This window comes from Muribaculum sp. NM65_B17 (genome assembly GCF_004793735.1).
Classification (GTDB): domain Bacteria; phylum Bacteroidota; class Bacteroidia; order Bacteroidales; family Muribaculaceae; genus Muribaculum; species Muribaculum gordoncarteri.
Map to the genome: position 1 here is coordinate 287967 of NZ_SRYY01000004.1, position 22809 is coordinate 310775.

The 22809-nt window shown below is 51.7% G+C and carries 17 protein-coding genes and 1 tRNA gene; 9 read left to right on the forward strand and 9 right to left on the reverse strand.

All coding sequences use genetic code 11. The features are described from left to right. Nucleotides 1-53 precede the first annotated feature (53 nt). The 6 genes from E5354_RS14340 to E5354_RS07965 form a co-directional block, all read right to left on the reverse strand. A complete protein-coding gene (locus tag E5354_RS14340; protein WP_246863770.1) occupies nt 54-764 on the reverse strand; it encodes a hypothetical protein in 711 nt (236 codons plus the stop codon). Next, on the reverse strand, nt 715-1830 hold the full coding sequence (locus E5354_RS14345; RefSeq protein WP_246863771.1) for a glycosyl hydrolase 115 family protein: 1116 nt from the start codon (nt 1828-1830) through the stop codon (nt 715-717). Before E5354_RS14345 ends, E5354_RS14340 begins: the two co-directional genes overlap by 50 nt. Before the next feature lie 369 nt (nt 1831-2199). Then, entirely contained in the window at nt 2200-2754 is a 555-nt protein-coding gene (locus E5354_RS07950) for an HDIG domain-containing metalloprotein (RefSeq protein ID WP_135947121.1), read from the reverse strand. A gap of 85 nt (nt 2755-2839) precedes the next feature. Next, nucleotides 2840-3862 (reverse strand): branched-chain amino acid aminotransferase, encoded by a 1023-nt coding sequence (locus E5354_RS07955; protein ID WP_123394937.1) that lies wholly within the window; start codon nt 3860-3862, stop codon nt 2840-2842. 116 nt (nt 3863-3978) lie between these two features. Then, nucleotides 3979-4962 carry a hypothetical protein gene (locus tag E5354_RS07960; protein WP_135947122.1) on the reverse strand — a complete coding sequence of 328 codons (984 nt, stop codon included), beginning with the start codon at nt 4960-4962 and terminating at the stop codon, nt 3979-3981. Between the two features lie 194 nt (nt 4963-5156). Further along, nucleotides 5157-5231 (reverse strand) — tRNA-Val (locus E5354_RS07965). A gap of 135 nt (nt 5232-5366) precedes the next feature. On the opposite strand from E5354_RS07965, the gene purB reads away from it, so the two are divergent. The 8 genes from purB to E5354_RS08005 all read left to right on the forward strand — a co-directional run bounded on the left by purB (nt 5367) and on the right by E5354_RS08005 (nt 18559). Continuing rightward, a complete protein-coding gene (purB, locus tag E5354_RS07970) occupies nt 5367-6710 on the forward strand; it encodes an adenylosuccinate lyase (RefSeq protein ID WP_135947124.1) in 1344 nt (447 codons plus the stop codon). Between the two features lie 498 nt (nt 6711-7208). Beyond that, nucleotides 7209-8756, forward strand: a complete 1548-nt coding sequence (locus E5354_RS07975) for a pseudouridine synthase (RefSeq protein ID WP_210433137.1) — start codon at nt 7209-7211, stop codon at nt 8754-8756. A gap of 30 nt (nt 8757-8786) precedes the next feature. Further along, entirely contained in the window at nt 8787-10175 is a 1389-nt protein-coding gene (asnS, locus tag E5354_RS07980; RefSeq protein ID WP_123394941.1) for an asparagine--tRNA ligase, read from the forward strand. A 477-nt stretch (nt 10176-10652) separates the two neighbouring features. Beyond that, complete coding sequence (locus E5354_RS07985; RefSeq protein WP_123394942.1) at nt 10653-13730, forward strand: SusC/RagA family TonB-linked outer membrane protein; 3078 nt, start codon at nt 10653-10655, stop codon at nt 13728-13730. Between the two features lie 22 nt (nt 13731-13752). Beyond that, entirely contained in the window at nt 13753-15342 is a 1590-nt protein-coding gene (locus tag E5354_RS07990) for a RagB/SusD family nutrient uptake outer membrane protein (RefSeq protein WP_135947126.1), read from the forward strand. Between the two features lie 33 nt (nt 15343-15375). Next, nucleotides 15376-16320 (forward strand): SusE domain-containing protein, encoded by a 945-nt coding sequence (locus tag E5354_RS07995; RefSeq protein ID WP_123394944.1) that lies wholly within the window; start codon nt 15376-15378, stop codon nt 16318-16320. Nucleotides 16321-16358: 38 nt separating this feature from the next. Beyond that, nucleotides 16359-17789 carry a DUF5115 domain-containing protein gene (locus E5354_RS08000; RefSeq protein ID WP_135947128.1) on the forward strand — a complete coding sequence of 477 codons (1431 nt, stop codon included), beginning with the start codon at nt 16359-16361 and terminating at the stop codon, nt 17787-17789. Between the two features lie 212 nt (nt 17790-18001). Beyond that, nucleotides 18002-18559 (forward strand): DJ-1 family glyoxalase III, encoded by a 558-nt coding sequence (locus E5354_RS08005; protein WP_123394946.1) that lies wholly within the window; start codon nt 18002-18004, stop codon nt 18557-18559. 5 nt (nt 18560-18564) lie between these two features. Here E5354_RS08005 and E5354_RS08010 read toward each other — a convergent pair whose 3' ends face one another. From E5354_RS08010 to E5354_RS08020, 3 genes are read right to left on the reverse strand one after another with little or no spacing between them, the layout of a single operon-like run. After that, nucleotides 18565-19062, reverse strand: a complete 498-nt coding sequence (locus tag E5354_RS08010) for a dihydrofolate reductase (protein WP_135947129.1) — start codon at nt 19060-19062, stop codon at nt 18565-18567. Then, nucleotides 19059-19853: a thymidylate synthase gene (locus tag E5354_RS08015; protein WP_123394948.1), complete on the reverse strand. Its 795-nt coding sequence runs from the start codon at nt 19851-19853 to the stop codon at nt 19059-19061. The genes E5354_RS08010 and E5354_RS08015 overlap by 4 nt, the downstream gene beginning before the upstream one ends. Then, nucleotides 19850-20824, reverse strand: coding sequence for a 4Fe-4S binding protein (locus E5354_RS08020; RefSeq protein ID WP_135947131.1), 975 nt, complete (start codon nt 20822-20824; stop codon nt 19850-19852). Before E5354_RS08020 ends, E5354_RS08015 begins: the two co-directional genes overlap by 4 nt. Nucleotides 20825-20971: 147 nt before the next feature. Here E5354_RS08020 and E5354_RS08025 point away from each other — a divergent pair, with 147 nt between their 5' ends. Then, entirely contained in the window at nt 20972-22801 is a 1830-nt protein-coding gene (locus tag E5354_RS08025; RefSeq protein ID WP_135947133.1) for an ABC transporter ATP-binding protein, read from the forward strand. The last annotated feature ends 8 nt before the right edge of the window (nt 22802-22809 follow it).

The window sequence follows — 22809 nt, forward strand, 5'->3', positions numbered from 1 at the left end:
GGGGCATAAGCCGTGGCGGTAATCAAGCTTATGCCCCGCGAGTTTATGTGTTGTTATTTTGTCGACTTGTTTGCGCCAAAGTAGCTGTAGTGGTTGTTGTCGGGATTTACAACGATTTGCTGCAGCACGATTTCGGGGTCGACCATTATTACGCGCAGCTTGTGTCGGCCCGGGGTTGTGTCAAACTTTGCTTTGAGCCAGCGCATGTTGTCAAACACTTCATCCCGGCGAATAAGCCGTCTTCCGTTCATCCATCCGCTGAGCAGCAGTCCCGAAGGCTCGGGGAGAGCCTTTAATGATTTGCTCATGGCAAGATTCCCGGGCGTGTACTCTCCAAACTCATCATGCAGTCCCTGACGGGCGTCGATGACTTTGATATCGGCATCGTCGAGCTGCAGGGCTATGCGCAATCCTCTTGCGGGATTTACATCCTGAGTGGGCAGGATGCCGAGAGCTATCTCGCCATTTTCCGACAGGTCGACATCATATTCAAGAGCGGCGTTCTTGGCCGGGTTGTCGGCTGAGGCAAACAGCACATTGTCGCTTCCCATGCATCCTTCCACTCTTCCAAGGTCGGGAAGGAATATCCATTTAGCGTGTTCACCCGATATGTTTTTTGAATAACGGTGAGCAGGAATGGAGTACTCATCGGTGTCGTTTTGAGGATTTATGTCGTTTTCGACTTTGAAGCCCAGGGCTAATGGATTGGTGTTCTTATCGGGGATTGACCATTTTGTGTAGCCGATGTGGTTGTCCTGCATCATTCCGTTCCATTTGCCATTGGACATCACTGTGTTGTAGTAATCGGACAGTTCCGCGTCCTTTTCCATCAGTGAATCGATTGCCAATGAGTCGCCCATAGTTGCATAATTGTATATTTTGGCTACTGTAGCACTTGCTACGGCGGGATAGTAGACAAGTTGGTAATAAGCATCTCTTGCTTCGGGGCTTATCTGGCTCTTTATGCGCTCGGTTTTTTTCAACCAAATCGGTCCAAAGGGAGTCCATGTGGAGCATCTCGTCATGGTTGAATATGCCGGGAACTTGTATTTCGGGTTTGCGTATGAGGTTGTATTTGCTGTATTTTGCAATTATGTCGGCAATGTCGGCGGCATTTGCTTCGCCGAATATGCTTCGGGCAAAATTTTCGAGATAAGTCTTTTCGTCACCCGGCTTTACGGCATCGGGGTTCCATGCATAGTTCATTATGAAATCGATAGGGACTTCTTTAGGTTTCAAATCGCCTACATTTATAATCCAGATGCGGTCGATGCCGGTACGGTAGGCAAGGTTGAGCTGCTCCCTGAGTTTTGGAATTGTGGTGGTATTTACCCATCGGTCATTCCACGGGCCTCCGTTCATGTCGATGTGGTAGTACATTCCCAAGCCGCCTTTGCGTTTGCGCTCATTGTCGGTTCCGATTCTTCGGATGTATCCCCAGTTATTGTCGCAAAAGAGTAGGGTGACATCGTCGGGGACAGTGAATCCGGCATCGTAATAACGCTGTACCTCGGTGAATATGGCCCACAGCTGAGGTACGGCATCCTCGGTGCCGTATATGTCCTTTATGATGCGGCGCTGACCGTCAATTACGCGTGAAAGGGTCTTCATGTTTTCGGCGTCGTCGCCTTTTCCCATGGCGACATCGCCATCGCCGCGCATTCCTATTGTAACTATGTTGTCGTAATCCTTGTTGCGTTTCATTCCGTCATAGAAGAATCGGTCAAGGTTTTTGTTGTTGGTGGTGTAGTCCCATGCGCCGATGTCGTTTTTGCGGTTCAGGTATTCCCTGTGGGAGCGCATCATAGGTTCATGATGTACTGTTCCCATTTCCCTTTCAGCCGGTTGGCGATGTCGGTGTACTTGTCGACGGCCTTGCTTTTGCCGGCCGTGCCGACGACAATCGATGCCTTGTCGCTTCCTGTTACGGCCTTCAGGTCGTTTCGCAGGTTGTTTACCGCAATTATGACTCCTTCTCAGTCGGAGGGATCGTACTTTACCGTGTCATTGCTGTTGGTAAGCTCTATGTCATGTTGATTGGCGCGTGAAAAGTGGATGAACTTTTTCAGCTGCGGTCGCCGATAGCCCTATCGTCAGTGCGATGACAAGTGACGATAACGCTTTTAAGTGTGTGATGTTTTTAGGTGTCATAATTAAATATAGGTGATAAGATTGATTTTGATTATGCGGGTGAGGGGGTCAGGCTTCGGTGTCAGGGATTGCGAATATTTCGTGGAGCCGGTCGAATCGCGACAGGGAGTCGCTTCCGTGACGCGCGATGGAGTTGCGCACACGCGACAGCGGCTTCTTGGCCATGTCGCCGCTTTTGGAGTAGAACTTGTCGGCGTAGCAAATCAGTTTTTCGAGCATCGACTCGGGGCAGTAGTCGCCGAGGGGCAGGTCGAGTTGTTGCTGCAGGATGTCCTCCATCGGGATGCCTGTTCCGGTGTGTCGCTCGGCGACAAGCGCCCATGACTCGGGAGCGCCTTCATTGCGAAGTAGCCGGGCGCCGATCACGCCGTGCCGCATATAGTGGGCGTCGCCATGGCAGTGTATGCCGGGAGCGTTGGTGGCGAAGATGCCTATGTCGTGCAACATTGCCGCGCTCTCCACCTCCACGGGGTCGAGGTTGAGGCTGCGCTCGCGGTTTATGGCGAGTGCGAGGTCGGCCACCTGTCGTGCGTGCTTCATATATATATGTCGCAGTTCGTTGTCGTCGGGGTAGTATTTGTCGATAATTTCCTGGTAGGTCATTGCTGTGATTAAAAAGCCGAAAGGCGCTTACCCGTGATCGGGAAGCGCCTTTCGGGTATGATGTTTCGGTTGTGGGTCGTCGGGATTAGTCGATGACGGTGTTCCATCCGTGTATGTCCTCTTCCTCGCCGAGTTGTATTGCGCGCAGCTTGTTGTAGAGGGCTGTCACTACGGGGCCGGGCTGGCCGTCCTTGCTGACTACATATTTCACGCCGGTGTCGAGGTCGTCGATTTCGGCGACGGGTGAAGCCACGGCTGCTGTTCCGCAGGCTGCCGCCTCCTGGATTTCGGCAAGCTCCTCAAGTGGGATGTGGCGTCGTTCAACGGTAATGCCCATGTCCTCGGCAAGCTGCATGAGGCTCTTGTTGGTTATCGAGGGCAGAATCGATTCCGATGCGGGAGTTATATATTTGCCGTCCTTTATCGCGAAGAAGTTGGCGGGGCCGCATTCGTCGAGATATTTCTTCTCCTTGGGGTCGAGATAGAGTACGGCCGAGTAGCCGAGAGAGTGGGCGCGTTCGCCGGCTTCGAGGCTTGCGGCATAGTTTCCTCCGACTTTCCAGCGTCCTGTGCCTTTGGGGGCTACGCGGTCAAACTCGCGCATGATACATATATTGGTCGGCTTGAACCCTTCCTTGAAATACGGGCCTACAGGTGTTACGAGAATCAGGAAAAGGTATTCGGTAGCGGGTTTTACGCCTACTTGTGCCGAAATGCCTATCTCAAGCGGACGGATGTAGAGCGATGCTCCGCTTCCGTAGGGTGGCACGAAGCGCTCGTTGAGCTTCACTACTTTCTTTACCATTTCGGTGAAGAGCTCTACGGGGACGGGAGCCATCATGATTCCTTTGGCCGACTCGATTATGCGCTTGGCGTTCTCCTCAAGACGGAATATGCGCACTTTGCCGTCCTTACCACGGAAGGCCTTCAGACCTTCAAATATCTCTTGTCCATAATGCAATGCGGTGGCGGCAATGTGGAGATTGATTGTTTCGGATTGTGAAACTTCGATATCGCCCCATTTGCCGTCGCGATAGTAGCAACGTACGTTGTAATCGGTGGGGATGTAGCCGAAAGAGAGCTTTCCCCAATCTAATTCCTCGGTCATAGTTGAATTTATTTTGTCAATGCGCGAAATTAGTTATAATTATTTAATTCCGCATCCCAAAACCGATAAAATTTTAATCGGAGTGGGTTTAATCGGGCTTGTATTGCGTGAGCGGTCTATCGCGACGCTGTGATGTGGGTCACCGATTCGGGCAATTTCCGCTTGGGAATATTGTAGGTGGGCTTGAGGTAGAGCTTCAGGTCGATGAAGTCGATGAGCACATCCTGAGTGAAGAGGTTGAAGGGGTTCATTGCAAAGTCTTCCTCGTCGTTGTCGTAGTAGTAGGCTGTGTATGAGCCGCCTCGATCGCCGCACGACAATATGGCCGAATGGTCGACTATAGCGGGGAATTGTCCGCGTGCCGAAACCACAGTGTCGGCGTATAGCGGCCTCAATGTGCGCCTTGCTTCGCGATAGGGGAGCTTTATGCCCACTCGCTGCAGGCCGGTGTCGATGAAGTATTCGTCCTCGTCCGATTCAATTGATATGGGTATGTAGTATCTTTTGCCGAGCCAAATGCTTGTCCTCAATGCTTTTGAATAGCTTAAATCGACGCATTGGACATAGCCCGCAGGTAGTTTTACATATAGGTTGAGGGCTTTATTGTGATATTGATACTCAATCTTGAACTTCTGCAGGAAGTCTATACCGAGAACCGATAATCCGTTCTTTGAAGGTGCGAAATCCACGTTGTGTATTACGTTTATTATCTCATTATAGATCGTGGAGTCGTTTTCGTAGACCTTGTGGTGGAATGGTAGATCGATTTTATAGCGTGTTGCCGACAGCTGGATGTCGCCCATGCCGTCACGGCCCAATACGGGGTATATCTCTTTGCGCGGATGGTAGCCCATCTTTTCCAGGGTGGCGAGGGCCTCGGCGGTTATTGTGCTGAGGTCGCTTCCGGTGTCGATTTTGAACATCAGTCCCGGGGCTATCTCGGCCACGAATGGCGAGCCGCTAAGCGACATGGTGCCAACGATTCCGTCGGGGTTGTCGGAGCTGATGTCATTTTGTGATGTACGCGACAAGACAAATCCGTAGGAAATGACGGCACAAAGCAATATTGCGATTAGTGTTATTGTAATTTTTGATTTCATTGTATCTGTAAGTTCCCGATTGTGTCGGGGTGATGCTTTCGGTGTGCAAATATAGGTTGAATCGGTTCAAAGGGGATGAATGCAGTGTGGTAATTTAACTTTATTGTGACATTTATCTCAAATGTGTTATATAAGTGTCGCAAACCTATGACAAAAAAGAAAGTCCCCGGCAATTTTGCCGAGGACTTGTGGAGTGGGCGCTGAGGGATTCGAACCCCCGACCCTCTGCTTGTAAGGCAGATGCTCTGAACCAGCTGAGCTAAGCGCCCTTTCTTCGTTAAAGCGATGCAAAGTTACAACGATTTTCTGAATTGACAAATAAAAACGGCATAAAATTCTCGTAAAAAATCAAATTTATTGCGTAACTTTGTGCCTATCAATCATTATACATATATTATTTTGATATGCAACTGACTCAACTTACAGCTATTTCGCCCATTGACGGCCGTTATCGCGGCAAATGCGAGCGTCTTGACGAGTATTTTTCGGAGTTTGCGCTCATTCGTTATCGAGTGCGTGTGGAAATCGAGTATTTCATCGCCCTTTGCGAAATCCCCTTGCCTCAGCTCGCGGCTGTCAATCCCGACATATTCCCCGAGCTGCGCAGCATATATAAAAACTTCACCTTGGCCGATGCCGAGCGCATCAAGTCGATAGAATCGGTGACTAACCACGATGTCAAGGCTGTAGAATACTTCCTTAAGGAGCGTTGGGACGCTCTTGGACTGGAGAGCTTCAAGGAGTTCATCCATTTCGGCCTCACCTCGCAGGACATCAACAACACTTCGGTGCCCCTGTCGATCAAGGAGGCTCTTGAACATGTGTATCGTCCGCTTCTTATGGAGCTTGTGGAGCACCTTGAGGCGCGTGCCGAGGAGTGGAAGGATCTGCCCATGCTCGCCAAGACTCACGGCCAGCCGGCTTCGCCCACTCGTCTTGGTAAGGAGATAAAGGTGTTCAGCTACCGTCTGCGCCGTCAGATAGCGCTGCTCGACGCTGTTCCCGTGAGCGGAAAGTTTGGCGGTGCCACCGGAAATTTCAACGCGCACCTCACCGCCTATCCTTCGATTGACTGGCGTGACTTTGCGGCACGTTTCCTCAACGACCGCCTCGGCATAGAGCGTGAGGAGTACACTACCCAGATTTCCAACTATGACAACATGGCTGCCATTTTCGACGCCCTGCGCCGCATCAACACTATCATCCTCGACCTTGACAAGGACATGTGGCAGTACATATCAATGGAATATTTCAAGCAGAAGATAAAGGCAGGCGAGGTCGGTTCGTCGGCAATGCCCCATAAGGTCAATCCCATCGACTTTGAAAACTCCGAGGGAAATCTCGGCATAGCCAATGCGGTGCTTGACCACCTGGCAATGAAGCTGCCTGTATCGCGTCTGCAGCGTGACCTTACCGACTCAACCGTACTGCGCAACATAGGTGTTCCTCTGGGTCACATGATGATTGCTCTGAGCTCTACTCTCAAGGGCCTAAACAAGCTGCTTCTTAATGAAGCCGCTATATCACGCGACCTCGACAACATGTGGAACGTGGTAGCCGAGGGAATCCAGACGATACTTCGTCGCGAAGGCTATCCGAAGCCCTACGAAACCTTGAAGGAGCTTACCCGCGTCAACACCACGGTTACCGCCGAGAGCATCGCATCGTTCATCGACACTCTTAATGTGAGCGACGCGGTCAAGGAGGAGCTTAAGCGCCTTTCGCCCCACTCCTATACAGGATATTAATAATAATGTAGCAACCCCTCGGCCCGTTCGCAATCGCCCCGCCGACAGGTTATAGATACTACTGATTTACGCCGCCCCGTCAGGTAAACTCCTAACGGGGCGGTCGTATTGTTTATTTTATGAGGGATAAATATTGGGGTGTGGGAAGGATTAAAAAAGGTTAAAAATGCTTGGGCGTTGTGATTTTGTCGTGCTTTTTGATTCAATTAACGTTATGTAAATGTTGGCGCAGTCAAATAAAAAAATTAATTTTGCACAACTTAATGCACTATGACACGCAGTTGCGGGTCCTATTGCACGAGAAAAGTGTGAGGGCGTAATAATAGTAGTGACTGATTTACGATTCCAAAATGCTTATAATGAATGAGTCAACAGTTTTATTAACATTTTATCAATAACAATTATCCGGTTTGTCCGGTGAAGTAAACAAAACAACTAAAAACGACGCCGCGAGGCAGACAACAAGCATTACTCAACCAATTTAAAAGTGACTTAATTATGGACAACGAAGAAAAGAAACCCAAACGACCGAGAATCGGCGAAAATCGCATCGCAGCATCATCGGACGGAGATGCACAACATTACGGTAAAGTAAACTATGACCAATCGAGCGACTATCAGTCATCGGGCGAGCATACTCAGGGAGATTACCAGCGAGAACGCAATTATCAACCTCGTCCCTACAACAATCGTCAGCAGGGTGGTTACGGCAACAATCGTTACAACCAGGGTGGATATCGTCAGGGCAACAACTACAATAACCGATACAATCAGGGAGGCTATCAGCCTCGTCAACAATATCAATCGCCTGCGGCTTCGGAGGGCGCCGAAAGCACTACACCCGCCGAAGGCTCTTCGATGAGCGAAGGCTACACTCCTTCGACTCAGCAGGAGGGCGGTTACAACAACTATCGTCAGCAGGGCGGTTACAACAACCGTCAGGGCGGCTATAACAACAATCGCCAGAGTGGCTACAACAACCGTCAGGGCGGCTATAACAACAACCGTCAGGGTGGTTACAACAATAACCGTCAGGGTGGCTATAACAACAACCGTCAGGGCGGCTACAACAACAACCGTCAGGGTGGCTACAACAACCGCCAGCAGGGAGGTTACAACAACAACCGTCAGCAGGGCGGCTATAACAACCGTCAGCAGGGCGGTTACAACAACAATCGCCAGCAGGGTCCCAACCGTCAGGGCGGCTATAACAACAACCGTCGTCAACAGGGCCCCAACCGTCAGGGATTCAACGCTCCCCGTCAAGGCAAGAGCTTCACTCCGCGTCCAAAGCGCATAGAGTATGAAATGCCGATACCCGATCCCAATGAACAGATTCGTCTTAACAAGTTCATGGCAAACGCCGGAATATGCTCGCGTCGCGAGGCTGACGAATTCATCCAGCAGGGTCTTGTAAAGGTGAACGGAGAGGTGGTAACCGAACTCGGAACCAAGATTTCGCACAGCGATGTCGTTGAATATGATGAAAAGGTGGTGACTCTGGAGAGCAAGTGCTACATCCTGCTCAACAAGCCCAAGGATTGCGTGACCACAAGCGACGACCCCAACGGCCGCACAACAGTGATGGACCTCGTAAAGGGTGCATGCAACGAGCGCATCTATCCCGTAGGTCGTCTTGACCGCAACACAACCGGTGTGCTTCTTCTCACCAACGACGGCGACCTTGCCTCGAAGCTCACACATCCTAAATATGTGAAGAAGAAAATCTATCACGTGTGGACCGACAAGGACATCTCGGAAGATGACATGCAGGCAATCGCCGACGGAATCGAGCTTGAGGACGGCCCCATCCATGCCGACGCAATAAGCTACGCCACCGAGAACGACCGCAATCAGGCCGGTATCGAGATTCACTCGGGACGCAACCGCATCGTGCGCCGCATCTTCGAGAGCCTCGGCTATCACGTGACCAAGCTCGACCGCGTTTACTTTGCCGGACTCACCAAGAAGAATCTTCCCCGCGGTCGCTGGCGTTACCTCACCCAGGAGGAGGTCAACTTCCTCAAGATGGGATCATTTGAATAATCTACATTATTATATATAATATAGCTTGCAATGAAACGTACAAAGATAATTGACCTGTTTCGACCCGAACTGATAGGTCAGGAAGTGTGTGTCATGGGTTGGGTGCGCACCCGCCGAGGCAACAAGCATGTTCAGTTTGTGGCGTTGAACGACGGTTCGACAGTCAAGAACGTGCAGATAGTCTTCGACATGTCGCAGTTTACCGATGAGCAGCTCAAGCCCATCACCACAGGATCGTCGATTAAGGTCGACGGTGTGCTGGTCGAGTCGATGGGCAAGGGACAGTCGGTCGAGATTCAGGCTCGTGAGCTTGAAGTGTTCGGTACCGCCGACCCCGAGGCTTACCCGCTGCAGAAGAAGGGCCACACATTGGAGTTCCTGCGTGAAAAGGCGCATCTGCGTCCGCGCACCAACACCTTCGGAGCCATCCTGCGAGTGCGCAGCGCATTGGCCTTTGCCATTCACAAGTTCTTCCAGGAAAAGGGATTCTTCTATCTCAACACTCCGCTCATCACGGCGAGCGACTGCGAGGGTGCCGGCGCTATGTTCCAGGTGACCACGCTCAATCTCAACAACCTCCCCAAGACCGAGGAGGGACAGGTTGACTACTCGCTCGACTTCTTCGGAAAGCCCACCGCGCTTACCGTTTCGGGACAGCTTGAGGGTGAGCTTGGAGCTACCGCACTTGGTGCCATATACACTTTCGGTCCCACATTCCGTGCCGAAAACTCCAACACTCCGCGTCACCTGTCGGAATTCTGGATGATTGAGCCTGAAATGGCGTTCTACGACATCACCGACAACATGGACCTTGCCGAGGAGTTTATAAAATACTGTATCAACTATGCTCTCGAACACTCGCTCGACGACATCCAGTTCCTGGCCGAGCACTACGACCCCGAGCTTGTAGAGCGTCTGCGCTTCGTGCTCGACAACGAGTTTGTGCGCCTCTCCTATTCCGAGGGCGTGAAGATTCTTGAAGAGTCGGGTCACAAGTTTGAGTTCCCCGTATATTGGGGCGCCGACCTCCAGAGCGAGCATGAGCGTTATCTCGTCGAGGAGCATTTCAAGCGTCCGGTGATACTTACCGACTATCCCAAGGAGATAAAGGCCTTCTACATGAAGCTCAACGACGACGGAAAGACCGTAAGGGCCATGGATGTCCTCTTCCCGAAGATCGGAGAGATTATCGGCGGCTCGGAGCGCGAGGAGAACTACGACAAGCTTCTGGGACGCATCGAGGAGCTCGACATACCCATGAAGGACATGTGGTGGTATCTTGACACCCGTCGTTTCGGCACCGTTCCTCATGCAGGATTCGGACTCGGATTTGAGCGTCTTGTGCTCTTCGTGACCGGTATGACCAACATTCGCGACGTCATTCCTTTCCCGCGTACACCCAACAACGCCGAGTTCTAAAACAAGGCTTTGTTTTGACATGATATCGCCGGTGCGGATTCAATTTCGCACCGGCTTTTTTTGCGGCATTCGCAATGCTTTGTCCGAAGCGTCGGGCTAAGACAAAAAACGGCGTTAAATGTTGTGTTAAATGAGTTAAATTACGTTAATTTTATGCTTATTTTATATGCTTTTACATTACATATTACTTATTCTGCGTATTTTTGCAGCGATTCTTATAGCAATAATTGTTCAAATTGAAGCACGACTTCAATAGGTAATACTAAAGATAGAAAATCAGCTATTTTATGTATTGATTTTAATAGCGGCTTGCCGATGCTACCTTGTTTTTTGTGCATTGGTGTGTGGGACGCCTGTCTACTCTATGTGTATTTGCCGGTTGATTGTGTTCAATTAGCGATTTAAAGAAATTGAGATAAATAAATTTAATTAATGTAAAACTAAACAAACTCTTGCATGAAGAACATTTGTTTTCAAATGACTCGGAAGGCCTGGATTGTCGCCGTGATGGTCCTGTGTTTCTCCTTCCCGGCTCTGGCACAGACGATTACAGTGACGGGTACTGTGACCGACGCTACCGGAGAACCTCTTATCGGAGCCAGTGTGATAGCTAAAGGCACCTCAGTGGGCGCTGCTACCGACTTCGACGGTAACTATTCCCTTTCGGTCGACCCTAAAGCCACGTTGATTGTGTCGTATGTCGGCTATGATACACAAGAAATACCTGTTGACGGCCGCACCAACATCAATGTTGTCCTCAAGGAGAACTCGGTAATGCTTAACGAAGTTGTGGCCATCGGTTACGGTAGCGTTAAGAAGAGCGATGCCACAGGTGCGGTTTCGGCCATCAAGCCCAGTGAGGTTCAGGCCGGTCTTGCAACATCGGCTCAGGACCTTCTCGTAGGCCGCAGCCCCGGTGTTGTCGTTACCACCAACGGCGGTCAGCCTGAAGGCGGTGCAAGCATCCAGATTCGTGGTGGTGCATCACTCAGCGCAAGCAACGAGCCGTTGATCGTTATCGACGGCGTGCCCATGGACACCAAGGGCACATTGGGTTCTTCTAACCCAATGTCACTCGTAAACCCCGAGAACATCGAGTCGATGACAATCCTTAAGGATGCCTCGGCAACTGCCATCTTCGGTAGCCGTGCATCCAACGGTGTGATCATCATCACCACCAAGAAGGGCTCGTCGGGCGCTCCCGTAGTTAACTTTGCCGCAAATATGTACATCAACACCCCGCGCAACTATGTCGACATGATGAACGCGTCGGAGTTCAGCTCATTCATCCTCAACCGTTACGGTGAAGGCTCAAGCCAGGCCAATGCGCTCGGCAATGCAAGCACCGACTGGCAGAAGGAAGTGCTCCGCACCACAGTGTCAAGCGACTACAACCTGAGCGTAGGCGGTACTTATAAGGTGCTCCCTTATCGTGTGTCGGTAAGCTACACCAACAACAACGGTATCGTGAATACCACCAAGATGGACCGTGCAACAGTGGGTATCAATCTTTCGCCCAAGTTCTTCGACGGCCTCCTTTCAGTTAACGCCAACGTGCGCGGCGCTTACATCAACAACCGTTTCTTCGACGGTAGTGCCCTTGGCGCGTCGGTAAGCTTCAACCCCACGCTGCCCGTTTATGCTCCCGAAGGCAATGTGTTCAACAATTACACCACCTATGTGGGAACACGTGTAGCCCGTCCCACCGATGCAGGTTCAAGCATCAACACCATCCAGACACTCAACCCCGTGTCATTGATTAACGAATACAACTCTTCATCAAAGGTATATCAGAGCATAGGTAACCTTCAGCTCGACCTGGCAATGCCGTTCCTCCGCGAACTCCACGCCAACCTCAACCTCGGTTACGACTTGAGCCGCTCCAATGTCAACAACATCTGGGCAGCCAACTCTCCTATGTCGTGGAAAAACGGTAGCGACCTGCTCCTCCCCGATCCCGACAATCCTGCGGTTATGAAGATTCAGAATGTAAAGGACGGTGAAGGCCGTTACTTCCACGAACACCAGGTGAAGGCCAACCTCCTTCTCGACTTCTACCTCAACTACAAGAAGGATTTCGACGCAATCTCATCCAACCTTGACGCTACTGCAGGTTACTCTTGGCAGTCATTCCGTTGGCAGGGCAACAGCTTCACTCAGGTAAACACCGGTGAGCACAAGGGCTTCCAGGCTTATCCCACCAACTACTACCGCAACGACCTTAAGCTCGTTTCGTTCTTCGGTCGTATCAACTACACATTCATGGACCGCTATCTCGCCACCGTGACATTGCGTCAGGACGGTACTTCACGTTTCTCCAAGAATCATCGCTGGGGTACATTCCCGTCGGTTTCTCTTGCATGGCGTATAATCGACGAAGCCTTCATGGAACCCACACGCAGCGTGCTCAGCGACCTTAAGATTCGTGCCAGCTGGGGTATCACCGGTCAGCAGGATATAGGCGACGACTTCTTCCCCTACATGCCTATCTATACAATAGGTAACAACGGTAATTCGGCTCCCAACACCACTGCCTATCCCAACATCATCCCCGACGGAAAGGGCGGATTCATCAATGTTATCAAGCCTAACGGTTACAACTCCGACATCAAGTGGGAGGAAACAACCACATGGAACTTCGGTATCGACTTCGGATTCCTCAACAACCGCATCGCAGGTAACCTTGAGGTCTACAAGCGCAAGACCAAGGACCTGTTGACCTGGGCCACCGTTCCCGCAGGATCTAACCTGACCAATGCAATGAACACCAACATCGGTGACCTTGAGAACACCGGTATCGAGTTCAACATCAACACTCGTCCTGTCGTGACACGTGACTTCACATGGACATCCGACTTCAACATCTCCTGGAACAAGAACAAGATCACCAAGCTTACCGACGGTGACGATCCCGGTTACTTCATTGCTACCGGTGGCATCTCGGCCGGTACAGGTACCAACATCCAGGCCCACATGGTGGGACACCCCGCTTACAGCTTCTACGTTTACCAGCAGGTTTACGATGTTAACGGCGACCCCATCGAAGGTCAGTTTGTCGACCGTAACGGTGACGGCCAGATAACCGAAGCCGACAAGTACATCTATCACAGCCGCGACCCGAAGGTGGTGTTCACCTGGAACAACACGTTCAACTATAAGAACTGGGACTTCGGTATGGTACTTCGTGCCAATATCGGCAACTGGGTGTACAACGACTTTGAAGCAGCCAACACCTCTATCTCATCGACCTCATCGGCACCGTTGAGCAACCTCATGAGCAATCGCTTCCTCTTCAACGACCTTGGAGTGCGCGGCGTGCAGAGCGACTACTTCGTGCGCAATGCAAGCTTCCTCCGTTGCGACAACATCACTATTGGTTACACTTGGCCCAACCTGCTCAACGACGCACTTCGTCTGCGCCTCTACGGAGCGGTTCAGAATCCCTTCGTGATCACCAAGTACAACGGCCTTGATCCCGAGGTATTCGGCGGTATCGACAATGCCGTATATCCTCGTCCTGTCACCGTATCATTCGGTATAGTAGCTCAATTCTAATCCATTAAAACGATTATTAAAAATGATTATCAACAAACTTAAATATACAGCTATCGCTTGTGTGGCTTTAGGCATGGGACTTTCTTCGTGTGTCGACGACCTCAACGTCGACCCCAAGAACCCGAGTCAGCTCACTACACTTACCAGCGGTGAACAATACTATCAGGTACTGGCCCAGGTTTATGGCGGCCTTGTGCTTTCAGGCGTTAACGGAGGCTCCGACATCAATGTCGACGACGGCGGTGCCGGTGTCTACACCCGTCAGTTGTGGAATCTTCAGGAACTTTGCACCGATGAGGCTTTCGTAGGAAAGAACTGGAACGATGCGGGTCTTGACGAGCTCGACTACGCCACTTGGTCGCCCGACAACCACTGGCTCTATGAGGCAATGTCACGTTTCACATTCCAGATCAACCTTTGCAACGAGTTCCTCCGCATCATCGATGAGGCCGCTGTTGTAGCCAACCCCATTTCAGCCGACGAAATCGCCCTCATGAAGTGTGAGGCCCGCACTCTCCGCGCTCTCTCTTACTATCACATGATGGACCTCTTCGGAAAAGGACCTTGGGTTACCGAGGAGCATTCGATAGGTACCACTCCCGAAACCATGACTCGTGCCGAGATGTTCCCTCTCGTAGTTGCCGATCTTGAGGATGACATCAAGGGTCTTAAGCCCGCGTCGCAGACCATCTACGGTCGTGTGTCACGCGAAGGAGCCCTGATGCTTCTCGCCAAGCTCTACCTCAATGCCGAGGTCTACACCGGAACTGCAATGTGGCAGCAGTGTGCCACTGCCTGTCAGGAAATCGTAAAGACCATTCCCGACCTTGCTCCCACCTACCGTTACCTCTTCTGCGGTAGCAACGACAAGTATGTAGCTTCACAGTCGGCCGGCGGCCCGATGGAAATTCTTTGGGGTATTCCTCAGGACAACTCCAACACACAGACCTACGGTGGTACTACCTACCTCGGACTCGGTGCCTATAACGCAAACATCGACAAGAACCTCCAGCAGCGTCTTGGCATAGAAGGTACAGGATGGGGTGGCCCGCGTGTTCGCCCCGAAGTGCCCAATGTCATCAGCGCACGTGACGAGGAGCGTTACCTGTTCTGGACCGAGGGCCTTTCCAACGACCTCTCCAATATCGGTGACTGGGAAATGCCCGGTGGCAGCGGCTACATGAGCATGAAGTTCACCTATACCAACGAGAACGACTACTACAACACTTCGGGTGCTATAAAGATGAATACGTTCAATAACGCCGACTTCCCCTTGTTCCGTCTTGCCGATACATTCCTGATGCTCGCCGAGTGCCAGCTTCACGGTGTGTCATGCGACGGTCAGGCCTACTTCGACAAGGTGCGTGACCGTGCCGGAATGGAGTCACTGCCGCTCAACGAGCAGAATCTTCTCGACGAGCGTATGCGTGAGCTTTACTGGGAAGGACATCGCCGCAGCGACCTTATTCGCTTCGGAAAGTTCACCGGCGGTTCCTACCTTTGGAGCTGGAAGGGCGGTATAGAATCGGGACAGTCGATTGCCGCTACCCGCAACCTCTATGCAATTCCTACGCAGTATGTAAATACTCTTGGACAGAATGAAGGATATTGATTTAGTTAACCTTTAACAGAATAGCTTACAGTTATGAAAAAAATATTTTTGCTTTGCGCTGTATTATTGGCTGCAGTATCCTTCGTGAGCTGTGAGGATAATACCGACCCGAAGGCGAAACAACCCGTCAACAAGGACTTCCTCAATACTCCTCCGTTGGCCAATCAGACTTATGTTCTTGAAACAGCAGGTAGCGTTCAGTTTACCTGCTCTCAGCCCGACTACGATGTCGCAACTCCTCCCACCTATGCTGTTCAGGTGTCGCTCGACCCCGAGTTCAGCAAGGTGATCAGCGACTCCAAGTATCTCTACAGCGCCGAAGACGCTCTCCCTTATTCGGAAGTGGCTTACACCACCACTCACACCACTCTTGATGTTCCCGCACGTGACATAGCCGACGGTATCAGCGCATGTCTCGGTTACACCGACATCAGCCAGTATGCCGGACGCGAAGCCTATTCAGGTCCCGTGTATGTGCGTGTACGTTCGTTCTTCCCCTCGTTGACCGGCGATTTGGCCAACCTCTACTCAATCGAGTCCAACGTAGTGACTCTTCCCAATGTGATAAGCTATCCTTCGGTTCGTCAGCCGGGATGGATCTATCTCGTAGGTGCGCCCAACGGTTGGAACGAGCCGAGCGAATCCAATGCTGCAATTTACGAAGACTGGATGCTCTATGAGCCCGACAACGGTATCGGTACTCAGATTTATGTCGGAACATTCTTTATCCCCGACGGACAGTTTACGATGCGATTCTACAAGGAGTTGACCGGATGGGATGCCGATTCCTACGGTTCACAGAAGGATGACAATGCTGTAGACATCGAGTTTGACGGCGGCAAGTACTCAGGCAAGATTGGCGGCCCCGGTTACAAGGGTTCTTATAACGTTCCCGGATGGACTGCCAACTGGGTTAAGTTTACCGTTAACCTCAAGGCCGGTAGCGTTGACTTTGAAATTGTCGACCCCGTTGAGTGATGACAAATAAGGTATGAACAAATAAATCTGACGATACAATGAAATTAAAACTTAATATTGCGCTTTTTGCGGCTTTCGCCCTCGGCCTTGCCGCTTGTAGCGACGATGTATATCGCGGTATTCCGCAGGTGACTCCGCAGGAACCGGTAATGCCGGCCGACGGAATCGAGGCTACCGATGTGTTGCCCGATGGAGGAGCCATCGACCTTTCGAGTGCCGAAACATTCTCGATGGTCAACATTACAAAGCTCGAGGACTTCCCCGCAACCGACGACCTCAGCGTGGTTATGCGCGTGTCGGAATCGGCCGACATGAGCAACCCCGAGGCTATGGTGCTCAATGTTGCTGACGACAATAAGACTGCTTCGGTAGCTTCAGTGAAGCTCAACGAAGTATTCCGCAAGATGTTTGGCAAGTCGCCCAAGGCTCGCACAATCTATGTCGACTATACGGCTTATGCTGTTAACGGCACCTCTTCGGTGCTGCTCGGTGCCATCGGTGCCAAGCAGTCGCTCGTGGTGACTCCGCTTCCCGCCGACTTCGTAATCGAGGATAATTACTATCTCGTAGGTACTGCATGTGACTGGAAGATACCTCAGGCTATCGCATTCACTCACTCCGACAAGAGCCCCTACGACGATCCCGTGTTCAAGCTTATAAACATTGAGGTTACCGCCGAGCAGGCTGCTGCAGGCTGGTGGTGGAAGATAATTCCGGCATCGACATTCGAGGCAGGCGACTGGGTTCCCGGTGACAACACTCAATATGGCCCCGCCACCAACGGTGATGAGGCTATGGAAGGCAAGCTTGTGGGCGTTGACGCTCAGGCAGGTGTAATCAAGGTGGCAGGTCACTACGACATTACAATCAACATGGAGGACCTCACCTACACAATCTCCAAGACTCCGGCTGTGATGTATGTGCCCAACCAGTTTGGATGGAACGAGCACGGTATTCTCTACTCAACCGACTATGAGAACTTCCAGGGTCTTGCCGGTATCGACCCCATCTACGGATTCAAGTTCATGACCGGCGACGGTCAGTGGATAGGAGCCGGCAAAACCGAAGGCACTCTGTCAACTTCGGGCGGCAACATCCTTGAGGGCGTGCTCACAAAGGTTGGTCTGTACTATCTCACCGTTAATATGCCCGACATGACATTCACTCAGGAGTATATCAGCAGTCTTGCCCTTATCGGCAGCGCTACTCCCAACGGATGGTCGGAAGCCGATGCAGTAGAGATGACGCCTAACGAAGACTATGAGATATGGACACTTGATGTTCATTTGGTGCCCGGCAGCTTCAAGTTCATGACCGACCATTCATGGGCGAAGCCTAATCTCGGAGGCGATGTAAACAATCTTACATTCGGAGGCGGTGACCTCAACTTCGAGGGCGAGGAAGGTGACTACACTGTAACCCTTGACCTCAGCAAGTATCCTTACTCTTGCACAGTGGTAAAGAAATAGTCTTATTGACTTTACTATATGATTTACGGGGCATGTCATGCGACATGCCCCGTACTTTTTATCCGTTAGCTGACAAATTGTTAAATAATATCATTATGAGATAAAAACGCTGTCATCATTATGATTTGTGAGGTCAAATGCCTATCTTTACAAATGACGGCAATGATTGAGCCGCCTGAATCAAAATTCAAGAATATATAACGATTAAGATTATGAAAACATCCTATCTTTTTCTTGCCGAAGGCTTTGAGGAAGTCGAGGCAATGACTCCGGTCGATGTTATGCGCCGTGCCGGTATGGAGGTATATACAGTATCGATAACAAAGAATCGTGAGGTCAAGGGCGCCCACGGAGTGACGGTGTTGGCCGACAAGACGATTGATGAAATAGATGCCGACGATGCCGAGTGGCTGATAACACCGGGCGGAATGCCGGGAGCCACAAATCTTGCCGCATCGGGCAAGCTCAGCGACATGTTGACCAACCAGTATCGTAAGGACGGACGCATCGCATCTATATGCGCGTCACCTGCCGTGGTGCTCGCTCCGCTTGGAATTGTACGCGGACAGAACGCCACCTGCTATCCCTCGTTCAAGGATGATCTAATAAAGGGCGGGGCCAACTATATCGACGACCGTGTAGTCATAAGCGGTAATCTCATTACCTCCAACGGTCCGTCGTCGGCTCTCTTCTTTGCTCTCGCCATCGTGTCGGAAACACTCGGCGAGGATGTGTCGGCTTCGGTAGGTGCCGGCATGCTTCTTGGCTGATCGGGCTATTTGCGATCAAGAGTTACGAAGCGGTAATTGACTCCCGAGCGGGGATCGGTTGCCGCTTCGCTTTGTTGTGTGACATCCCATCGGGTTGCGTCGATTTCGGGGAAGCGCGTGTCGGCGTCGGGAGAATCGGCATCGATTTGCGTCAGGTAGATGCGTGACGCATGTGGCATGGCCTGACGGTAGATTTCACCGCCGCCTATTATCATTGCCTCGTCGCTTGCCGCCGTCATGTTGATAGCCTCGTCGAGCGACGTGGCTATTTCGATTCCGGGAGCGTTATATGACGCATTGCGTGTCACCACTATGTTGCGTCGGCCGGGTAACGCTCCTTTGGGAAATGACTCGAATGTCTTGCGTCCCATGATGATGGGCTTGCCCATCGTGACGGCTTTGAAATGCTTCATGTCGTCGCTTATGCGGTAGAGCAGGTTGCCTTTGTGGCCGAGGCCGCCGTCGCGTGTCACGGCGGCTATTATTGAAATGCGTGTCGTCATACCGATACTTTTGCCTTTATGTGGGGATGCGGGTCATAGTCTTCGAGCTTGAAGTCATCGTAGGTGAAGTCAAATATGCTCTTCACATCGGGATTTATGACCATGCGCGGCAATTTTCGCGGTTCGCGCGTCAGCTGCAGGTCGACCTGCTCGAGGTGGTCGTTGTAGATGTGTGCGTCACCAAGAGTGTGCACGAAGTCGCCTGCCTTGAGCCCCGTCACCTGCGCCATCATCATTAGCAGCAGCGCGTAGGAGGCGATGTTGAACGGCACGCCGAGGAAAATGTCGGCCGAACGCTGGTAGAGCTGCAGGCTCAGTCGTCCGTCGGCCACATAGAACTGGAAAAATGCGTGACATGGCGGCAGGTTCATGTTTTCAAGGTCGGCAACATTCCATGCGCTCACTATTATGCGTCGGGAGTCGGGATTGTTCTTGATTGTTTCCACCGCTTCGGTTATCTGGTCGATCGATCCGCCCTTGTAGTCGGGCCATGAGCGCCACTGGAAGCCGTATATGTGTCCGAGCGATCCGTCAGGGTCGGCCCATTCGTTCCATATTCTCACTCCGTTGTCCTGCAGGTACTTTACGTTAGTATCGCCTTTCAGAAACCACAACAGCTCGTATATTATGGATTTCAGGTGAAGTTTCTTGGTTGTAAGTAAGGGGAATCCCTCTTCGAGGTTGAAGCGCATCTGATAGCCAAACACACTGCGTGTGCCTGTTCCGGTGCGGTCGCTTTTTGATACTCCGTTCTCCTTCACGTGACGGAGCAGGTCGAGATATTGTTTCATCGGTCGGTTGGTTGGTCGGTTGTATTAGTTGTATTATCGGTTGAGCATTCGGCCATCGGTGCCGCCTGTCCCTGTGCCGCTGGCGGTGCGGCTTTGGCATCGGTGCGTTGCAGCATCGGTATTGAAAGCTGCTTGCGCGTCGGGCGGTAGAATATGGCGTTGTCACGGCATGCCGTGAGGCAGTTGAAGCAGTTTACGCATCTCGAGCCGTCGACTGTGTGGTCGTCCATGTTTATACATGACGCCTTGCACGCGTGTTCGCATCGACGGCAGTTGGTACACAGGTCGGTGTCGATGTCGATGTGCCACAGCGACTGCTTGCTTATCAGTCCGAGCGTTGTACCCACGGGGCAGATGGTGTTGCAGAATGTGCGTCCGTAGAACCATGCGGGAATCGTGATGGCCGTTATCGACACTATCGACAATATAACGCCGAAAGCCGATGCGGTGAACACGTGGACATAGGTTACATCCCACAGTCCGGTGGCGGTGCCAGCCTTGGCGAGCAGGTTGTTGATGCATCCCCACACCGGCTTCAGCAGGTCGACCACGCTGCGGGTGTATATGCTGTAGGGGTCGACTACGGTGGGGAGCAGCGTCAGTCCGCCTATGAGGCAGGCTATGACTATGGCGAGGCTTGTGTAGCGCAGCGTGGTGAGCGGCGGGGAGTAGTGGTAGTCGCGTCGCGACCCCTGCCGGCTGCTTCGTCCTACTCTTGCAACAATGTCCTGCAAGGTGCCGAGCGGACATATCGATGAGCAGTATATGCGTCCGAACAGCGATGTGAACAGCCACCAGAATACGAGAATGCCGAATGAGAATCCTATCGACACAGGGATTATCTGTATCCGTTCGATCCATCCTAATGCGTTGAGAAGCAGTGCGCTGTACTCAACCCACAGCAGCGTTACCATCGCCATGATGATAACCGACACTACAACGCGGCATATTTTCAGAGTTCTGTTCTTCATCTGTGAGTCGCACTGGGCTGTGACAAAATTACAAAAATCCCATAATTAAACACCGCTTTTATCCTAAAATGTGTTTTTATTGTCCATAAATGATTTTGTAACAAGGGTGTTTGTCGGCGTTGTGAAGAAAATCATTAACTTTGTACTATGAAAGAGTTTTTTGCTATTATAAGGCGCTTCGTACCTCCCTATAAGAAATACCTTGCGCTCAACATACTGTTCAATATACTCACGGCTTTCCTGACGCTGTTCTCGTTTGCCATAGTCATTCCTATCCTTGAGATGCTCTTCGGCATCAATGAGGGACACTATGAGTACATGCCTTTCAACGATTTCGAGCACATCAACGATATCCTGATCAATAACTTCTACTACTATGTGCAGGTGATGATTGCGCGTTGGGGACAGTCGGTGGCTCTTGCCGGACTTGCCGCAATTCTTGTGGTGATGACCGCCCTGAAGACGGGTACGGCCTATCTCAGCTCCTACTTCATCGTGCCGTTGCGCTCGGGAATCGTGCGTGACATACGCAACTACATGTACGACAAGATTGTGAGGCTCCCAATGTCGTTCTTCACCGACTCCCGCAAGGGCGATGTGATGGCGCGAATGACAGGCGATGTCGCCGAGATCGAGAACTCCGTGATGGCGTCGCTCGACATGATGTTCAAGAACCCCGTGATGATCATTGTGTGTCTTGTCATGATGGTGGCCATATCGTGGCAGCTGACCATATTTGTGCTCATCCTGCTTCCTATCGCCGGATTGGTCATGGGTCGAGTGGGCAAGAGGCTGAAGCGACAGTCGTTTGAGGGACAGACCCAGTGGGGCGTGCTCATGTCCAATATCGAGGAAACTCTCGGCGGCCTGCGCATAATCAAGGCATTTAACGCCGAAGAGAAGGTGCAGTCGCGCTTCCATCGTGAAAATCAGGTGTTTTACCGCATCAGCAACCGCATCGCGCGCCGTCAGTCGCTCGCACATCCCATGAGCGAGTTCCTCGGTACGCTCACGATTGCCATCGTCCTGTGGTTTGGCGGCACGTTGATTCTCAGCGGCAACGCGTCAATCACCGCCCCCAAGTTTATCTACTACATGATAATATTCTACAGCATCATAAATCCCGCCAAGGACCTGTCGAAGGCCGCTTACTCGATTCAGAAGGGTCTTGCCTCGATGGAGCGTGTCGACCGCATTCTCGATGCGCGCAATCCCATCCAGGATCCAGAGAAGCCCAAGGAGCTTGTCGACTTCAAGGGGTCTATCGACTATGAGGGCGTTACGTTCAGCTACGGTACCAACCCCGTCATAAAGGATGTGACGCTGCATGTTCCGGCCGGTGCGACGGTGGCTCTTGTTGGGCAGAGCGGTTCGGGCAAATCCACCTTGGCCGACCTGCTGCCGCGTTTCTATGATGTGGATTCGGGCAGCGTCAAGGTCGACGGCATCGACATTCGCGACCTGCGTGTACACGACTTACGCGGATTGATGGGCAATGTCAATCAGGAGGCCATCCTGTTTAATGACACCTTCTACAACAACATCACCTTCGGTGTGAAGGATGTGACACCCGAGCAGGTTATTGAAGCGGCCAAGATTGCCAATGCGCATGAATTCATCATGGAGTCGGAAAACGGTTACGACACCAACATCGGCGACCGAGGATGCCGCCTTTCGGGAGGCCAGCGTCAGCGTGTGTCAATCGCCAGGGCCATTCTCAAGAATCCGCCCATACTCATTCTCGACGAGGCCACCTCGGCACTCGACAGCGAGAGCGAAAAACTTGTGCAGGAGGCTCTTGACCGACTGATGCGCGACCGCACGACCGTGGTGATAGCTCACAGGCTGTCGACCATAAAGAACGCCGACATAATATGCGTCATGCATGAAGGCAGCATTGTTGAGGCCGGCTCCCACGACGAGCTTATCGAAAAGAACGGCTTCTACAAGCGTCTTGTCGACATACAGAAATTCTGATTCTCACC